This is a genomic window from Mycobacteriales bacterium (genome assembly GCA_040902655.1).
Taxonomy (GTDB): Bacteria; Actinomycetota; Actinomycetes; order Mycobacteriales; family SCTD01; genus SCTD01.
On the sequence record JBBDWV010000058.1, the window covers coordinates 20373 to 36415 of the forward strand.

The window sequence follows — 16043 nt, forward strand, 5'->3', positions numbered from 1 at the left end:
CATGGAGGAGAACCGCGCCCGGCGCGTCGTCGAGGGCCTGCGCAACCACGGCGTACCCGCCTCGCTCAAGAAGGCCGGTGTCTACCACTTCGGCGTCGTCGTGACGCTGCCGGACGGTCGTGAGGCGGTCTGGGATTCGGACGGCAGCGCCGGGCTCGAGGCCACAGTCATGGCCGACGGGATGCTGCGCGGCTTCGTGCCCACGATCCCGGGTTCCGAGGACTTCACCGAGGAGCAGGTCGTCGAGGCGATCTGGCACACCGACTACGACCGGCCGGTGGCACGTCGCAGGGAGACCGCGCCGCCCAGCGCTCCGCCGCTCCCGCCGGAGGGCGGCGTCTTCCGCCGGTTCCTGGGCGGCTTCCGCCACTGACGGCGTCGCTCGGCCGGGGCGCCGCCGGCTGGCTCAGCAGATGCGGCGCAGGAACGGGTACGGGTTGATCGAGCGGCCGTCGACATGTCGCTCGAAGTGGACGTGCGGCGCGCTGGCCGGGGCGTTGCCGCTGGTGCCGACACGGGCGATGAGCTCCCCCGCCTCCACCCGCTCACCGCTGCTGGCGATGTTCTTGGAATTGTGGGCATAGAAGTAGGTCTCGCCGTTGGTGGCCCGCAGGTAGAGCGAGATCCCGCCGGCAGAACTCGACGCGGTGCGGACCGTGCCGTTCGCGACGGCGTAGACCGGTGCGCCGTACCGCGCCATCAGGTCGGTGCCCCGGTGGCTCCGCCCGCCGGAGCGCGGGGCACCCCAGGTGTCGGTGAAGCTGGCACTCGGAACCGGGCAGGTCCCGCTGCTCCCTCGGGCTGCCCGGGAAGCGGCAGCCTCCTGCGCGGCCTTCTCCTGCGCGGCCTTCTCCTTGGCGGCCGTCGCACGCTCCTCGGCCGCCTTCGCCTTCGCCTCGGCCGCCGCCTCGGCCTTCGCCGCAGCCTCCGCCTTGACCGCTGCTTCGCCCCCTGCCTGCGCCAGTGTCTCGGCCACATCGATCCGGCGGGAGCGGGATGCCCGGTCGTCGCGTGCCGCGGCGTCCTCGGCGGCCAGCTCGGTCACGGGGATGTTGGCGTAGGCGAGCACCCCCGGCGCATCCTCGGGCGCGAGCACGGCCAGTCCGCCGAAGGCGGCTGCGCTGGCGGACAGCAGCAGAGCCGGCAGGGCGCGGGCGCGCAGGCCGGGCGCCGGCTTGGCGTGCAGCAAGACAAGATCCCCAGAACGACGGCGGCGGGCTGACCCGCACCGTACCAAGCCGGACCAGATCACGGAACAGTGACGAACCGGTCACGACCGGCGTTTCAGGACGATCAGCAGGCCCAGCGGTACACGCGGTGGACGCCCGCGCCCTGGCCGGAGCCGGCGGGCCGCGCGAGCGGGGGCCGGAACCGGTCAGACTACGCGTATGCCTGCGCGCTCCCGAACCGTCCCGGGCGACCCGCCCGCTCCTGTTCCGCCGCTGCCGTTGCCGCCCGGCCGGATCGTTCTCGTACCGGACCGCGGTGAGTTCTTCATCAGGGATTCCGGTGGTGACGGGCAGCCGGTGCTGCTGGTGCACGGCTGGATGTTCCCCAGTGACCTCAACTGGCTGCACACCTACGGGCCGCTGCAGCGCGCGGGCTACCGGGTGCTCGCGATGGACCTGCGAGGCCACGGCCGCGGACTGCGCCCGGGCGTGCCGTTCCGGCTGACCGACTGCGCCGATGACGCCGCGGGCGTGCTGGCCACCCTGGGCCTGCCGCCCACCGTCGTGGTCGGCTACTCGATGGGCGGCCCGGTGACCCAGCTGCTGGCCCGCCGGCACCCGCAGCACGTGCACGGCTTCGTCCTGTGCGCGACCGCCCTCGACTGGAGCGACCCGCGGCAGAAGGCGTTCTGGCGCACGATGGGCGCGCTCCGGCTGCTCCTCGGGCTGTTCCCGCAGGGGACGTGGCGGACCGGGATGCGGCTGGCGGGCGCCCGGTCGAGAGAGAGCAGCTGGGTCGCCTCGGAGCTGTCCCGTGGCAGTGCGGTCGATCTGGCCGAAGCCGGCCGCGAGTTGGGCCGCTTCGACAGCACCGACTGGGCCGGCGAGCTGCCACAGCCGCGCAGCGTCGTCGTCACGACGCGGGACCGGCTGGTGCCACCGGGCAAGCAACGGGCGCTGGCGGCCGCCCTCGGAGTCGCTCCGGTCCTCGTGGACGCCGACCACGACGCCTGCTCGGTCGCCCCGGCACGTTTCACGGGCGCCCTGCTGCGGGCGCTCGGGACGGCCGGCGACAGAGGCCGCCGCTCGGCCTAGCCAGTCGACGTCGTCAGCCGGGCAGCGGGTCGACGCGCCGCAGGAAGCCCCGGATGTCCAGGTGGTCGGCGAGCGGCTGGCGGTGCTCGTCGCAGGCCGCCCACGTCTTCTCGCGGTCCGGGGTGTGCAGCTTCGGGTTGTTCCAGACCAGGACGTGGTGTGCGCGGTTCCGGCAGCCCTTCGCCGAGCACTGCACGTCCTCGGCCTGCGCGTCCCCGGACTCCACGGGCCCCAGACTAGGGTCGTCGAGCCGCGACAGGCGCTGCGCGTACTCTCCTCGGCCGTGGACCTGGAGCGACGCAGGACAGAGGCGCAGTGGTACGCCGCGGAGTACCGCCAGCGGGCCAAGGCGAAGTGGTCGCTGCGCAGGGCGGCGGCCGTGGGGCGCAAGGCGATCGTGCTCGGGCGGCCGAAAGTGGACGCGACGGACCTCGAGATCGGCGACGACTTCAAGGTGTGGTCCGGCCATCGACAGACGCTGATCAGCGGTTGGGGCCGCATCCGCATCGGCGACCGTGTCTTCGTGAACTGCGGGACCGTCCTGCTGTCGGTCCTCGAGGTGACGATCGGTGACGACGTGGCGCTCGCGAACGAGGTCTACATCATGGACAGCAACAGCCACGGGGTGGAGGGCCGCCCGCACGTCGAGGCGCCCGTGCACATCGGCGACGGCACCTGGGTCGGCGCCCGGGCGATGATCCTGCCGGGTGTCACCGTCGGGAAGCGGGTCGTCGTGGCCGCCGGCGCCGTCGTCGCACGGAACGTGCCGGACGAGGTGCTGGTCGCCGGCAACCCGGCCCGGGTGGTGCGGGCGCTGGAGTACCCGCCCGGTTGCCGGCGCGCGTGGCACGACGCCTGGGGCTGCGTCTGCCCGAAGCTGGTCGCGGCACCGGAGTGTCGTGCTGAGGCGCAGGACACCTCCGCCGCCGATGAGGGCGCACCGGGGGAGCCGGCCGCCTGAGCAGGCCCCGGGAGGGACCAGTGCGGGGTCAGCCGACAGCGGCCCGTCGCACCCGCAGCTCGTTCAGGTGCCCGGCGGCGGCTGCGGCCACCGCCACCGCGGCGACGAGCACGACCAGTGCGGGCAGCCCGGCGGGGGCAGCGGGACGCGACGGCATCGCCGTTCCCTGCACGAGGGTCTCCGGGGCGGCCTGCGGCACCGACAGCCCCGGGAACTCGAACGCGGGAGGGGCGGCCAGCATCGGCTGACCGAGCGGCGGGGCGACGAGCGTCCCCCGACCGGCGGGCGCCGAGGGTGCCCCGTCCGGCGCTGCCGGGCCGCTGCCGCCGCCTGCCGCGGTCGTGCTGCCGCCGGACGTGCGCTCGGCCGTGGCCGGCGCAGGTGCCGGTACGGGTGCGCTGCCCGACGCAGCCCGGGTGCCGCCGCCGGGGCGCGGAGCCGGCTGCGGCTGCGGGTCCGGGCCGGTGACCGGGTTGCCGGGCAGGGGAACGGGGACGGCCTCGACGACCTCGTCGACGACCGCTCGCACGGGTGCGGGCAGCGAGGACAGGACCGGGTCGGGCGTCGGGGAGGGGCTCGGCGAGGGAGCGGGAAGCAGCGCCTCGACCGTTGGGTCCGTCACGGTCGTCAGCTGCGGCAGGCTCTCCTGTGCGAACGCCGGCCCGGCGCCCAGCGAGAGCGCCACGGCCACGAGGCCGACAGAAACGGTGCGGCAGGGGGTGGTGGACGTCCGACGGGTCATGGGGGCCTCCTGCGGCGGTGCGCGCCCCCAGCGGAAACGCTGGTGGCCTGTCCGAGTCCAACGACTGTCGACGCCGAAGGGAACTGCTCCGATCGGGCGAACCCGCGCTCTTCGACCGCGAAGCGGGCAGGATGTCGGGGTGGCAGGCGACGCGACGACCGTGATCCGGCCCTCGGCGGTGCTCGGCGAGCATGCCGCGCGGATGGTCCTGGCCGAGCTGGAGAACCGCGACGTCTCGCGCGGCGGCGTGTGGAGCGCCAGCTCCGGGGTCTGGCAGCGCTACGACACGGCCTGGAGCGGTGTCAGTGGCACCCGCGGGACCTCGCAGCTGGTGGGGACGATCGCCGCGGTCTACGGCACACCCAGCAGGTACGACATCACCATCTACCGGGTCACGACCACCGAGCACGGTCGCGCGCAGGGCTGGACCGTCGAGCGGCTGTGTGACGACGCCCTCCAGTACGCCGATCTCACGCTGGCGACCTGCCCTCGGGCGGCGCTGGTCCTGCCACCGACGCCGGACCCGTTCCGCCGCCGGTAGCCCTCCTGGGGCAGGCTCGGGACGTGACCGCAGCGACCGACGGCGACAGCAACCTGCCGCCGCCGGTGGACGCCCTGCTGCTGGTCTCCTTCGGCGGGCCCGAGGGGCCGCAGGACGTCACGCCGTTCCTGCAGAACGTCACCCGCGGGCGCGACATCCCGCCGGCGCGGCTCGAGCAGGTCGCCCGGCACTACCTGGACACCTTCGGCGGTGTCAGCCCGATCAACGCGCAGGTGCGCGCGCTGAAGGCGGCGCTCGAGGCCGAGCTCGCCGAGCGGGGCCCGGACCTGCCGGTCTACTGGGGCAACCGCAACTGGCACCCCCTGCTGACCGAGGCACTGACGCGGCTGCGAGACGACGGGCGGCGACACGCCCTCGCGATCGTGACGAGCGCCTTCCCGTCCTACAGCGGCTGCCGGCAGTACCGCGAGGACTGGGAGCGGGCCCGTGCCGAGATTCGTGGCGCGCCACTGGTCAGCAAGCTGCGGCACTACTGGGCGGAGGACGGTTTCCTGTCGCCGATGGCCCACCACGTCCAGGCCGTCGTCCCTGCGCCGGACGCCCGACTGGTGTTCACCGCCCACTCCGTCCCGACCGTCCTCGCCGACACGAGCGGACCGAGTGGCGGTGCGTACGTGGAAGCCCTGGGCCGGGCAGCGGCCGGGGTCGTGCGGCGGCTCGGGCGGCCGTACGCGTGGGACCTGGTCTTCCAGTCGCGCAGCGGCCCGCCGTCCGTGCCCTGGCTGGAGCCGGACGTCGGCGACCACCTGCGGGCTCTGCACGCCCGGGGCGTCCGCGAGGTGGTGCTGGTCCCCATCGGCTTCACCAGCGACCACGTCGAGGTGCTGTATGACCTGGATGTGCAGGCGCAGCAGCAGGTCTCGCACCTCACCGACTTCGTCGTCAAGCGGGCCGCGACGGTCGGTACCGACCCGCAGTTCGTGGCGATGCTGCGCGACCTGGTGGTCGAGCGGCTCCAGGGGCCGGAGCTGGCCTCCCACGGCGACCTGGCGACGCACGACCGCTGCCCGAGGAGCTGCTGTCCACCGCCGCCGCACCGGTAGCGTCGCGTCGGTGAGCTGGTGGCGCAACGCGGTCGTCTACGAGGTCTACATCCGCTCGTACGCCGACAGCGACGGGGACGGGGTCGGTGACCTCGCCGGCGTCCGGTCCCGACTCCCGCACCTGGTCGATCTCGGCGTCGACGCGATATGGCTGACGCCCTTCTACCGCTCGCCGATGCGGGACCACGGCTACGACGTGGCGGACTACTACGACGTGGACCCGCTGTTCGGCGACCTGGCCGCCTTCGACCGGCTGCTGGCCGACGCCCACGCCAGCGGCCTGCGGGTTCTCGTCGACGTCGTGCCGAACCACACGTCGGACCGGCACGCCTGGTTCCGGGAGGCGCTGGCCGACCCGCAGTCGCCGATGCGGCGGCGCTACTGGTTCCGCGACGGGCACGGCGACCAGCCGCCGAACAACTGGCAGAGCGTGTTCGGCGGGCCGGCCTGGACCCGCGACGAGACGACCGGGCAGTGGTACCTGCACCTGTTCGACAGCAGCCAGCCCGACCTCGACTGGGGTGACCGGACCGTGCACGAGGAGTTCCTGCGCATCCTGCGCTTCTGGCTGGACCGCGGCGTGGACGGCTTCCGGATCGACGTGGCGCACGCGCTCTACAAGCGACCGGACCTGGCCGACGACCCGACGGCCGGACAGGCAGCCGGCCTGCACGACGACGACCACGCCCACATCTGGGACCGCGACGAGGTGCTCGAGGTCTACCGCGAGTGGCGCCGGCTGCTCGACGGCTACGACGGCGAACGGATGATGGTCGGCGAGGTCTTCCTCTACGACGTGCCGCGGGTCGCCTGCTACGTCGGCGACGACAGGCTGCACCAGGCCTTCAACTTCACCGTGTTCAAGGCGCCGTGGGGGGCTGTGGCGCTGCGTGACGTGGTCGAGCGGGCCCTGGTCGCCTTCACCCCGGCCACCTGGGTCCTGTCCAACCACGACCTGCCACGGCACGTGTCCCGCTACGGCGGTGGCGAGCTGGGCCGGCGGCGGGGGCTGGCCGTGACGGCGCTGCTGCTCGCGCTCCCGGGCTCGTACTACCTCTACCAGGGCGAGGAGCTGGGTCTGGAGGAGGTCGACGTCCCGGACGACCGGCGTCAGGACCCGGTCTGGCTGCGGACCGGCGGCGCCCGGCCCGGGCGGGACGGCTGCCGGACACCGATGCCGTGGTCGGCCTGCGAGCCCGGCTTCGGTTTCAGCACCGGCGAGCCGTGGCTGCCGTTCGCTGCGGACAGCGCGGCGCTTGCCGTCGAGGTCCAGCGACGCGACCCGGCCTCGACGCTGTCGGCCTACCGCCGGCTGCTGGCCGCCCGCAGGGCGCTGCTGCAGGACGACCTCGGCGGCGACGTCGTGTTCCTCGAACTCGGGCCGGACCTGCTCGCATTCCGGCGGGGCTCCCTGCTCGCGGTCCTGAACACCGCCGGCGAGCCGGTGCAGGTGGAGCTGGAGGGAAAGCTGCTGGAGGCAACCGCCGAGGGTGCCGAGACCGACGGGCGGGTGCTCGTCCTGCCGGCCGCCTCCACCGTCTGGCTGCGCGGCTAGCGCCTGGAGGGCTGCGCGGTCAGAGCCCGTCCGCCGCGTCGGCCGCCTCGACCTCCTCGCGGGGAACCCCGAGCAGGAACAGCACCGCGTCCAGGAACGGCACCGACAGCGCGGCGTCGGCCGCCTCGCGCACCACCGGCTTGGCGTTGAAGGCGATCCCGAGCCCGGCCGCCGCGAGCATGTCCAGGTCGTTGGCGCCGTCACCGATCGCCACCGTCTGGGCCATCGTGACGCCCTGCAGGGCGGCGAACTCGCGCAGCGCCTCCGCCTTGCGGGCGCGATCCACCACCCGGCCGAGCACCCGGCCGGTCAGCCTGCCGTCGACCACCTCGAGGGTGTTCGACATCGCATGGTCCAAGCCCAGCTCGGCAACCAGATCGTCGGTCACGCAGGTGAACCCACCGCTGACGATGCCGACCGCACAACCCAGGCGCTTGAGGGTCCGCACCAGGGTCCGGCCGCCGGGGGTGAGCCGCACCTGTGCCCGGACCGCGTCGACCGCCGACATCGGGAGCCCCTCGAGCAGCGCGACGCGCGCCCGGAGCGAGGCCTCGAAGTCCAGCTCGCCGGCCATCGCCGCCGCGGTGATCCGGGCGACCTCGGCCTCGCAGCCGGCCTGCGCCGCGAGCATCTCGATCACCTCGCCCTGCACCAGGGTCGAGTCGACGTCCAGCACCACCAGGCGGCGCGCCCGCCGCCACAGCGTCGCCTGCTCCACGGCGACGTCGATCCGTTGCGCCACCGCCTCTGCCGCCAACTCCGCCCTGAGCCGGGCGGTCTCGCCACCTGAGACCAGCAGCTCGTAGGCGGCGATCGGGTAGGACGACAGCCGCAGCACCCGCTCGATGTTGGCGCCGCAGGCGGCGAGGCGCCGGGCGACCGCGGCGAAGGCGGCCGGTTCCAGCGGCGCGCCGAGCACGGTCACGTGGTGGCGGCCGTGCCGCACCGGCGGCTCGTCGTCGTCCAGCGGGGTGAACGCCACCTCGACCGACAGCTCGCCGGCCCGCGCCTCCAGCGCCGCCCGCAGCAGGCCACCGTCGCCGGGGCCGGAGACGGCGACGCCGAGCAGCAGCCGCTCGTGCACCACGACCTGCTCGACGTCGGAGATCACCGCGCCGCGCTCGGCCAGCACGTCGAACAGGGCGGCCGTGACCCCCGGATGATCCGGGCCGGTGACCGTCAGGAGCAGGCTCATCCCGCCTGCCCGTAGGCGTTGTAGGCCGCGACGTGCGCCCGACGCACGAGCCCGGCGAGCTCGCGCAGCGCCTGCTCGCGGGCGGCCGCCTCGCGGGTGTCGATCGCGGCGCCGTCGTCCGCATTGGCCAGCTCCAGCACCCCGGCCAGCTGCCGTGCCTGGACGAGCAGCTGTCGGGCCCGCTGGGGGTAGCCACCCGGCAGCTCGTCCTCGTCGACACCCTGCCGCGCCTGCCGGCGCAGGTCCTGCAGCGCCCCGGCGACCTCCGGCCGCCAGCGCGCGACGTCGAGATCACGCAGCACCCCGACACACTCGGCCACCCCACGCCGCAGGTCGTGCTCCGCGTCGTGCAGGTACGGCCCGGGGTCGGGGCCCGGCACGACCACGTCGTACGCCGTCCAGGTCACGGTGGTGACGGTGCCGTCGAAGGCCGAGCCGTGCGACACCAGCGTCGGGACCAGGCCGGTCCCGGAGCCGTCGGGCCGCAGGGCGAGCACCCCCTCGCTGGCGGTCAGCGCGGCGGTGCTGAACGGCCCGGGACCAGGCAGGCCGAGCGCGTCACCGGGGGCGGGCAGCACCACGCGCAGCCGCACGACGCCGGCGGCGCGCAGTCGCGCGACCGCCCGCTCGACGGTCAGGTCCTCGCCCGCCAGGCCGACCACGCGGTGGGCGTCGTCGAAGGCCGTGACGCGCCCGACCAGCTCGGGCAGACCGGCGTCGCCGGACAGCCAGGCGTTGCCCCAGGCGGCGAGCAGCGCGCTGCGCGGAGGGGCTCCCGCGACGGTGGACACGGGCCGCGAGCCTAGCCGCGGACCCGCCGGGGGAACGGCGTCGTGTCGCTGCCACCCGCCGGCCCCGGCGCGGCCTAGCGTCACGGGATGCGCAGCCGCCGGTACGACGCCTCGGCCCTGACCGTCCGCCCCGCACGGCGGGTGGTCCCGACGGTGGCCGCCGAGCCGGGGCTGGTCGTCGAGGAGGCCGGCACCGGCTTCTGCGGCGCCGTCGTCGGGATCGACAAGGAGCGCGTTTCGCTCGAGGACCGGCACGGCAGGGTGCGGGTCTTTCCGCTCGACCCGGCCGGGTTCCTGCTCGAGGGTGCCGCGGTGACCCTGACCCGGCCGGTGGCCGCCGCGCCGGCGACCGCCCGTCGTACCGCCTCCGGCTCGGTGGCCGTGCAGGAACTGACGGCGCAGGTCGCCAAGGCCAGCCGCATCTGGGTCGAGGGCACCCATGACGCCGAGCTGGTCGAGCGGGTCTGGGGGCACGACCTGCGGGTCGAGGGCGTCGTGGTCGAGCCGCTGGAGGGGGTCGACGACCTGCCCTCCCTCGTGCGCTCCTTCGGCCCCGGCCCGTCCCGGCGCCTCGGTGTGCTGGTCGACCACCTGGTCGCCGGCAGCAAGGAGAGCCGGATCGTGGCCCGCGTCACCTCGCCGCACGTCCTGGTCACCGGCCACCCCTACGTCGACGTGTGGCAGGCCGTGAAGCCCGCTGCGGTAGGCATCGCCCGCTGGCCCACGGTCCCCCGGGGCCAGCCGTGGAAGGAGGGCGTCTGCGCAGCCCTCGGCTGGGGGCAGCCGTGGCAGGGCTGGAAACGGGTGCTGGCCGCCGTCGACTCCTACGCCGACCTCGAGGTGCCGATCCTGCGCTCGGTGGAGATGCTCATCGACTTCGTGACCGCCCCGTCGGCGACCGCCGACTAACCTGCCCACACATCCCTGCCCACACATCCCTGCCGCACACCGCCTGGCCCGTCCCGACAGAGAGTTCCGTGACCGCACCCCTGACCTCGGCGGCCCCGTCCAGCCGGCCGCTGCGTGCCTGGCAGCGCGAGGCGCTGCAGGCCTACCGGGAGGCCGCTGCCACCGACTTCCTGGTCACCGCGACGCCGGGCTCCGGCAAGACGGCCTTCGCGCTGTCGTTGGCCGGCGAACTGCTCGGGACCCGGGTGGTCGACCGGGTCGTGGTGGTCTGCCCGACCGACCACCTGCGCACGCAGTGGGCCGAGGCGGCGCTCGCCTCCGGCATCGGCCTGGACCCGACGCTGCCCAACAACGTCGGGCCGGTCCGCCCCGACCTGCAGGGCTACGTCACGACCTACGCGCAGGTGGCCGCGCGGCCGGCCATCCACGAGGCCCGCACCCGGGCGAAGCGCACGCTCGTGGTGCTCGACGAGGTGCACCATGCCGGCGACGGGCTGTCCTGGGGCGAGGCCGTCGCGCACGCCTTCGACGGAGCCAAGCGGCGGATCTCGCTCACCGGCACCCCCTTTCGCACCCGGCCGGACGAGCGAATCCCCTTCGTCCGCTACGAGCCGGACGGCGAGGGCGGGCTGGCCAGCACCGCCGACTACGGCTACGGCTACCGCGAGGCGCTGCGCGACGGCGTGGTGCGGCCGGTCGTCTTCGCGGCCTACACCGGTGTCTCCCGCTGGCGCAACAGCGCGGGGGAGGTGATTTCGGCGTCTCTGACCGGCGAGTCCACGAAGTCGGTCGAGGCCACCGCCTGGCGCACCGCCTTGGACCCCGGTGGCGAGTGGGTGCCCCACGTCATCGCCGCGATGGACGAGCGCCTCACCCACCTGCGCGAGGCCGGAATGCCTGACGCCGCAGGGCTGGTGCTCGCCAGCGACCAGGACGACGCGCGCGCCTACGCCGCCATCGTCAAGCGGGTCACCGGCCACAGGCCCGCGCTGATCCTGTCCGACGACCCGAAGGCCTCACGCCGGATCAGCGCCTTCGCCGAGGGCACCGACCGCTTCGCGGTGTGCGTACGCATGATCTCCGAGGGGGTCGACGTCCCCCGGGCGGCGTGCCTGGCCTGGATGACCTCCTACCGCACCCCGCTGTTCTTCGCCCAGGCCGTCGGGCGCGTGGTGCGTAGCCGGCGGCCGGGGGAGTCGGCGACGGTCTTCCTGCCGGCGGTGCGGCCGCTGCTCGCCCTGGCGGCGGAGCTGGAGAGCGAGCGCAACCACGTCCTGCCACCGCCGGCCGCCACCGGCGAGGAGCTGTACGACCCGCTGCCGCCGCCCGGGGAGCAGGACGAGACTCTGGTCGGCGGCTGGCAGGCGCTCGGTGCCGAGGCGGAGTTCGCGCACGTGCTGCACGGCGGGCGCGCCGTGGCGGCGTCGGTCCAGCTGAGCGGAGAGGACGAGGAGTTCCTCGGGCTGCCGGGGTTGCTGTCCGCGGAGCAGACGGCGGCCCTGCTCGCCAGGCGTGACACCGAGCACCGCAAGCGCGCCTCGAGCACCCGGCTGGACGAGGCGCCGACCGGAGCCGAGCTCGACCAGGCCGACGTGGACGCCCGCTCGTGGCGGGCCGCGGGTGACCTGCGCCGTGAGATCAACACCCTGGTGGGTCAGCTCGCGGCGCGCAGCGGTGCACCGCACGGTGTGGTGCACGCACGGGTGCGCAAGGCGGTGCCCGGTCCGCCGTCCGCGGCGGCGCCCGTGGAGGTGCTGACGGCGCGACGGGACTGGCTGCTCGAGCAGACCGTGCGTTAGGCGTCGGGGTCGCGTGCGACGAGAAGGCCGATCTGGCTGAGCAGCTCGAGCGGCGAAAGGTCCTCCTGGGCGGCGGCCATCGGCAGCAGCAGCGCGCAGAGGTTGAGCAGGCCGTAGTAGCCCTGGGCCAGTGCACCGACGCCGTCCTCGTCGACCAACTGCTGCAGGTAGTGCCCCACCGAACGGGCCGACCCGGCGTCCATCTCGACGAGGAAGTCGGTGAGGGCGCCCACCGCGGCCGCGGTGGCGGCCCGACTCTCCGGCGTCGTCACCGCGACCTAGTGCACGTCGTCCATGATCTTGCCGATCACGCCGAGGACCACACCGGCCAGGCCGAGCAGCGCACCGACCACGGCCAGCGGTACCGACTCCAGGACGAAGGCGAAGCCGAGCACGATGCTGGACGCGATGAGCAGCAGGACCGTGATCCAGGAGGTGAGCTTGTGCTTGTCGGCCGTGCCGGCCTGGGAGCTGTTGCCGAGGTCGGCCATGAGGATCCTCCGCGTAGTCGGTCGAGGCGTGCGCGCAGCCAGCCTACCGGCGGCCGCCGGTCGGAACACACCGCGCCCGGGTGATAGTTGCCCCTGCCATGAGCCGACTGTTCGAGCCCCTGACCCTGCGCGGCCGCACCGCCCGCAACCGCATCTGGGTGTCCCCGATGTGCCAGTACTCCGCGGTGGACGGGATGCCTGGAGACTGGCACCTGGTCCACCTCGGGGCGCGCGCCGTCGGCGGTGCCGGGCTGGTCTTCACCGAGGCCACCGCCATCAGCCCCGAGGGCCGGATCAGCCCGCAGGACACCGGCATCTGGAACGACGGCCAGGCCCGGGCGTGGGCCCGCATCGCCGCGTTCGTGCAGGAGCAGGGAGCCCTGGCCGGGATCCAGCTGGCGCACGCCGGGCGCAAGGGGAGCGCGCACCGACCCTGGGAGGGCCGCGGTCCCGTGCCTCCCGAAGAGGGCGGCTGGACCCCCCTCGGTCCCTCCACCCTCGCCTTTCCGGGATTGGCCGAGCCGGCCGCGCTGGACGAGGCGGGCATCGCGAAGGTGCGCGCCGACTTCGTCGCAGCCGCCAGGCGTGCCCTCACCGCCGGATTCGACGTGGTCGAGGTGCACGCCGCACACGGCTACCTGCTGCACGAGTTCCTCTCGCCGCTGTCCAACGACCGCACCGACGGGTACGGCGGCGACCTGGCCGGCCGGATGCGGCTGACCCTCGAGGTGGTCGAGGACGTGCGCGCGGTGTGGCCGGCCGATCAGCCGCTGGTGCTGCGGCTCTCGGGCAGTGACTGGGTGGAGGGCGGCTGGACGCTGGAGGAGTCGGTCGTGCTCGCCAAGGAGGCCGTGAGCCGAGGGGTCGACCTCGTCGACTGCTCCTCGGGAGGAAACGTCCTCGCCGAGATCCCCGCGGTCCCCGGCTACCAGGTGCCCTTCGCCTCGGCGGTGCGCAGCGGCGCCGGTGTCCCCACGGCGGCGGTCGGGCTGATCACCGATCCGGCGCAGGCCGAGCAGGTGCTGGCCGAGGGCCACGCCGACGTGGTGCTGCTCGCCCGGGAGCTGCTGCGCGACCCGCACTGGCCGCTGCGGGCCGCGACCGCTCTGGGGGCCGAGACGGACTGGCCGGTGCAGTACGAACGGGCCCGGCTTGCCTGAGCCGGTCGAGGCTGCGGACGACCCGCGGATCGCGGACTACGTCGGGCTCACCGACGGCGCGAGGCGGATGAGGCACGAGCCGGGCGCCGGCTTCTTCATCGCCGAGGGCGAGAAGGTCATCGCCCGCACCGCCGCCGCCGGCTTCCCTCCGCGGTCGCTGCTGGTCTCGCCGCAGCGCCTCGCCGACCTCTCGCCCGCGGTCGCCGCGTTGGGCTGCCCGGTCTACGTCGCGTCGTACGCCGTGCTCCAGGCAGCGACCGGCTTCCACGTCCATCGTGGCGCCCTCGCCTCCTTCGGACGGCTGCCGCCGCGGTCGGCGGCCGACGTGCTGGCCGGCGCGTCGCGCGTGGTCGTGATGGAGGCCGTCACCAACCACACCAATCTGGGTGCGGTCTTCCGCAGCGCCGCGGCGCTGGGTATGGACGCCGTCCTGCTGAGCCCGACGTCGTGCGACCCGCTCTACCGGCGCTCGGTGAGGGTGTCGATGGGGCAGGTGTTCTCGGTCCCGTACGCGTTCCTGCAGCGCTGGCCCGACGGCATCTCGGACGTGCGCGCCGCCGGCTTCCGGGTGCTCGCGCTCACTCCGGAGCCGACGGCCACCGACCTCGACTCGCTGCGGGTGGGCGACGACGAGAAGGTGGCGCTGGTGCTCGGCGCCGAAGGCCCCGGGCTGACCGAGCAGGTGCTGGCCGCCAGCGACGAGCGGGTGCGCATTCCGATGGCCGCGGGCGTGGACTCGCTCAACGTCGGGTCGGCTGCGGCCGTGGCCTTCTGGGCAATCGGCCGCCGATCCTGACACAGTGGGCGGATGAGACGCCTGCTGCTGCTGTCCATGACCCTCCTGCTCGCCGGCTGCGGAGGGAGTGAGAAGGACGCCTACGTCGAGCAGGCCTCCGCCGTCTGCGAGCGAGCGGCCGAGGAGACCGAGGCGCTGAAGCGACCTGCCGGGACCGATGAGTTCGCGCCGTACGTCGAGCAGGTCGTGCAGATCGCCTCGCGGGCGCAGGCCGAGCTGGCGGCCTTGGAGCCGCCCGCGGACGACCGTGCCGAGCTCGAGGAGCGGGTGCTCCGACCGTTCGCGGAGGTGGTGGAGGAGGGCCAGGACTTCTCCGAGAAGGTGCAGGCGGCCGGCAACACCTCCAAGCTGCTGCCGCTGCTCAAGCAGGTGCCGGACGCCGGTGACGTCGACCTCGAGTACCTGCGGGACTACGGCCTCGACTCCTGCGCCGACGCCATCTCACGCTCGTCGTCATGACGGGTCACCGCCCCACCAGCATCGGCAGCAGCAGACCCAGCGGTGCCAGGCCCAGCACGACCGCGGTCGCGGCGAGGATCGCCAGCCGAAACCGCAGCCCGAGCGGCCCGGTCGGGTGCAACAGCCGCTGGGCCCGGACGAGGACGGCGCCGTGTCCGGCGCCCGCGACGCCGAGCGCGCCCGCGGGCACGGCGCCGGCACCGACCTTGTAGAGCGCCCGGGCCAGCACGTCGCGGGGGTGCCGCCGGACGGCCCGGTCGTCGGCCAGCATCTCGACCAGCAGGGCCACCTCGGCCTGGGCGGTGCGTACCCCCCGCAGGCCCGGAAAGGTGGCCCGTAGCGCGACGAACGGCAGGACGACGACGTCGTGCCGCTGCTCCACGTGGGCAGCCTCGTGCGCCAGGACCGCCCGCACCTCGTCGTCGCGCAGCAGCGCCAGGACACCGCTGGAGAGCACCACGCGCGGCCGGAGTCCGGGCAGGCAGTACGCCACCGGCACCGTGTGCTCGAGGACCCGGGTGTCGGCCAGCAGCGGGTTGCGGGTGGCGACCATGTCCACCAGGACGCGGTGGTGGCGGCGGGCTCGCAGGGTCCGGGCGGTGGAGGCGACCAGCACCGACAGCAGGCGCAGGAGCACGAGCGCACCCACCGCCAGCGCGACGTAGGACCACACCGGCAGCCCGGAGGCGGTGCCGGCAGCCAGGGCCCGGACGGCGTCCAGGTGCGTGGGTCCCGCAGGGGAGAGCGCGAGGGTGACCGCCACCTCGATCGCGAGCAGTCCGCCGGCCAGGCCGAGGGCCTGCCACAGCAGCAGGGCCAGTCCGGGGGAGCGGCCGGCCCAGGACGCCCGTGCCAGCCGCTCGGGGACGACGACGGCGAGCAGCAGGAGGCAGAGCGTCAGCACCGCTGCCGCGAAGAGCACTAGCCGCGGCCCTCGAGGGCCCGGCGCAGCGCCTCGGCCTCGGCCGGGCTCACGGTGCGGACGAAGTGCTGCAGAGCGGCCTCGCGATCGTCGGCCTGCCCCAGCGCGGACTGCATCAGGACCGCGATGTGGTCCTCGCGGGTGGCGACCGCGGCGTAGATGTGCGCCCGGCCCCGCCGCTCACGGCGCAGCAGGCCCTTCGCCTCGAGCCGACCGAGGACGGTCAGCCAGGTCGTGTAGGCCAGACCGCGCTCCGCGAGCCGGTCCGCGACCTGCCGGGCGGTCGACGGTCCGGCCTCCCAGACCGCCTCCATCGCCGCGCGCTCGAGGTCTCCCGGACGTGTCATCGATGTCATACTACGACCGGTCGAACTTCTACACCGCGTCGGAGATG

The 16043-nt window shown here is 74.3% G+C and carries 20 protein-coding genes; 11 read left to right on the forward strand and 9 right to left on the reverse strand.

Going from position 1 to position 16043, the window contains the following annotated elements; genetic code table 11:
• Position 1: 1 nt before the first annotated feature.
• On the forward strand, positions 2-373 hold the full coding sequence (locus WD794_16740; protein ID MEX2291960.1) for a hypothetical protein: 372 nt from the start codon (positions 2-4) through the stop codon (positions 371-373).
• A gap of 33 nt (positions 374-406) precedes the next feature.
• On the opposite strand, the gene WD794_16745 is transcribed toward WD794_16740, so the two are convergent.
• Complete coding sequence (locus tag WD794_16745) at positions 407-1189, reverse strand: M23 family metallopeptidase (protein MEX2291961.1); 783 nt, start codon at positions 1187-1189, stop codon at positions 407-409.
• Positions 1190-1388: 199 nt separating this feature from the next.
• Here WD794_16745 and WD794_16750 point away from each other — a divergent pair, with 199 nt between their 5' ends.
• Positions 1389-2264: an alpha/beta hydrolase gene (locus tag WD794_16750; protein MEX2291962.1), complete on the forward strand. Its 876-nt coding sequence runs from the start codon at positions 1389-1391 to the stop codon at positions 2262-2264.
• Between the two features lie 13 nt (positions 2265-2277).
• Here WD794_16750 and WD794_16755 read toward each other — a convergent pair whose 3' ends face one another.
• Positions 2278-2490, reverse strand: coding sequence for a hypothetical protein (locus tag WD794_16755; protein ID MEX2291963.1), 213 nt, complete (start codon positions 2488-2490; stop codon positions 2278-2280).
• A gap of 57 nt (positions 2491-2547) precedes the next feature.
• On the opposite strand from WD794_16755, the gene WD794_16760 reads away from it, so the two are divergent.
• The gene (locus WD794_16760) at positions 2548-3225 is read left to right on the forward strand and encodes an acyltransferase (GenBank protein ID MEX2291964.1); all 678 of its coding nucleotides are present in this window, start codon (positions 2548-2550) and stop codon (positions 3223-3225) included.
• A gap of 28 nt (positions 3226-3253) precedes the next feature.
• On the opposite strand, the gene WD794_16765 is transcribed toward WD794_16760, so the two are convergent.
• Positions 3254-3967, reverse strand: a complete 714-nt coding sequence (locus WD794_16765) for a hypothetical protein (GenBank protein MEX2291965.1) — start codon at positions 3965-3967, stop codon at positions 3254-3256.
• 139 nt (positions 3968-4106) lie between these two features.
• Between WD794_16765 and WD794_16770 the strand changes: the two genes are divergently transcribed.
• Genes WD794_16770 through WD794_16780 form a run of 3 tightly spaced genes read left to right on the forward strand, consistent with a single transcriptional unit; the run spans position 4107 to position 7127 of the window.
• Positions 4107-4508, forward strand: coding sequence for a hypothetical protein (locus tag WD794_16770; GenBank protein MEX2291966.1), 402 nt, complete (start codon positions 4107-4109; stop codon positions 4506-4508).
• 23 nt (positions 4509-4531) lie between these two features.
• Entirely contained in the window at positions 4532-5572 is a 1041-nt protein-coding gene (gene hemH, locus WD794_16775; GenBank protein MEX2291967.1) for a ferrochelatase, read from the forward strand.
• 10 nt (positions 5573-5582) lie between these two features.
• Entirely contained in the window at positions 5583-7127 is a 1545-nt protein-coding gene (locus WD794_16780) for an alpha-amylase family glycosyl hydrolase (GenBank protein MEX2291968.1), read from the forward strand.
• Positions 7128-7146: 19 nt separating this feature from the next.
• On the opposite strand, the gene serB is transcribed toward WD794_16780, so the two are convergent.
• A complete protein-coding gene (serB, locus tag WD794_16785) occupies positions 7147-8322 on the reverse strand; it encodes a phosphoserine phosphatase SerB (GenBank protein ID MEX2291969.1) in 1176 nt (391 codons plus the stop codon).
• A complete protein-coding gene (locus tag WD794_16790) occupies positions 8319-9113 on the reverse strand; it encodes a hypothetical protein (GenBank protein ID MEX2291970.1) in 795 nt (264 codons plus the stop codon). Before WD794_16790 ends, serB begins: the two co-directional genes overlap by 4 nt.
• An 87-nt stretch (positions 9114-9200) precedes the next feature.
• On the opposite strand from WD794_16790, the gene WD794_16795 reads away from it, so the two are divergent.
• Together WD794_16795 and WD794_16800 are read left to right on the forward strand one after the other, a co-directional pair.
• Positions 9201-10022: a DUF3097 domain-containing protein gene (locus WD794_16795; protein MEX2291971.1), complete on the forward strand. Its 822-nt coding sequence runs from the start codon at positions 9201-9203 to the stop codon at positions 10020-10022.
• Between the two features lie 68 nt (positions 10023-10090).
• On the forward strand, positions 10091-11821 hold the full coding sequence (locus WD794_16800) for a DEAD/DEAH box helicase family protein (GenBank protein ID MEX2291972.1): 1731 nt from the start codon (positions 10091-10093) through the stop codon (positions 11819-11821).
• On the opposite strand, the gene WD794_16805 is transcribed toward WD794_16800, so the two are convergent.
• Positions 11818-12093 carry a hypothetical protein gene (locus tag WD794_16805; GenBank protein ID MEX2291973.1) on the reverse strand — a complete coding sequence of 92 codons (276 nt, stop codon included), beginning with the start codon at positions 12091-12093 and terminating at the stop codon, positions 11818-11820. The genes WD794_16800 and WD794_16805 overlap by 4 nt on opposite strands.
• 6 nt (positions 12094-12099) lie before the next feature.
• Positions 12100-12312 (reverse strand): hypothetical protein, encoded by a 213-nt coding sequence (locus WD794_16810; GenBank protein ID MEX2291974.1) that lies wholly within the window; start codon positions 12310-12312, stop codon positions 12100-12102.
• Positions 12313-12410: 98 nt separating this feature from the next.
• Here WD794_16810 and WD794_16815 point away from each other — a divergent pair, with 98 nt between their 5' ends.
• From WD794_16815 to WD794_16825, 3 genes are read left to right on the forward strand one after another with little or no spacing between them, the layout of a single operon-like run.
• Positions 12411-13472, forward strand: coding sequence for an NADH:flavin oxidoreductase/NADH oxidase (locus WD794_16815; protein MEX2291975.1), 1062 nt, complete (start codon positions 12411-12413; stop codon positions 13470-13472).
• On the forward strand, positions 13465-14268 hold the full coding sequence (locus tag WD794_16820) for an RNA methyltransferase (protein ID MEX2291976.1): 804 nt from the start codon (positions 13465-13467) through the stop codon (positions 14266-14268). Before WD794_16815 ends, WD794_16820 begins: the two co-directional genes overlap by 8 nt.
• 12 nt (positions 14269-14280) lie before the next feature.
• Positions 14281-14727, forward strand: coding sequence for a hypothetical protein (locus tag WD794_16825; GenBank protein ID MEX2291977.1), 447 nt, complete (start codon positions 14281-14283; stop codon positions 14725-14727).
• A 4-nt stretch (positions 14728-14731) separates the two neighbouring features.
• On the opposite strand, the gene WD794_16830 is transcribed toward WD794_16825, so the two are convergent.
• Positions 14732-15649, reverse strand: a complete 918-nt coding sequence (locus tag WD794_16830) for a M56 family metallopeptidase (protein ID MEX2291978.1) — start codon at positions 15647-15649, stop codon at positions 14732-14734.
• The gene (locus WD794_16835) at positions 15649-16005 is read right to left on the reverse strand and encodes a BlaI/MecI/CopY family transcriptional regulator (protein ID MEX2291979.1); all 357 of its coding nucleotides are present in this window, start codon (positions 16003-16005) and stop codon (positions 15649-15651) included. Before WD794_16835 ends, WD794_16830 begins: the two co-directional genes overlap by 1 nt.
• Positions 16006-16043 lie beyond the last annotated feature (38 nt).

What these genes read in the sequence shown, in the direction of transcription:
- WD794_16810 (MEX2291974.1), bottom strand. Translation starts at nt 12,312, where the DNA reads ATGGCCGACCTCGGCAACAGCTCCCAGGCCGGCACGGCCGACAAGCAC.
- WD794_16815 (MEX2291975.1), top strand. Translation starts at nt 12,411, where the DNA reads ATGAGCCGACTGTTCGAGCCCCTGACCCTGCGCGGCCGCACCGCCCGC.
- WD794_16795 (MEX2291971.1), top strand. Translation starts at nt 9,201, where the DNA reads ATGCGCAGCCGCCGGTACGACGCCTCGGCCCTGACCGTCCGCCCCGCA.
- WD794_16825 (MEX2291977.1), top strand. Translation starts at nt 14,281, where the DNA reads ATGAGACGCCTGCTGCTGCTGTCCATGACCCTCCTGCTCGCCGGCTGC.
- WD794_16765 (MEX2291965.1), bottom strand. Translation starts at nt 3,967, where the DNA reads ATGACCCGTCGGACGTCCACCACCCCCTGCCGCACCGTTTCTGTCGGC.
- serB (MEX2291969.1), bottom strand. Translation starts at nt 8,322, where the DNA reads ATGAGCCTGCTCCTGACGGTCACCGGCCCGGATCATCCGGGGGTCACG.
- WD794_16835 (MEX2291979.1), bottom strand. Translation starts at nt 16,005, where the DNA reads ATGACATCGATGACACGTCCGGGAGACCTCGAGCGCGCGGCGATGGAG.
- WD794_16740 (MEX2291960.1), top strand. Translation starts at nt 2, where the DNA reads ATGGAGGAGAACCGCGCCCGGCGCGTCGTCGAGGGCCTGCGCAACCAC.
- WD794_16750 (MEX2291962.1), top strand. Translation starts at nt 1,389, where the DNA reads ATGCCTGCGCGCTCCCGAACCGTCCCGGGCGACCCGCCCGCTCCTGTT.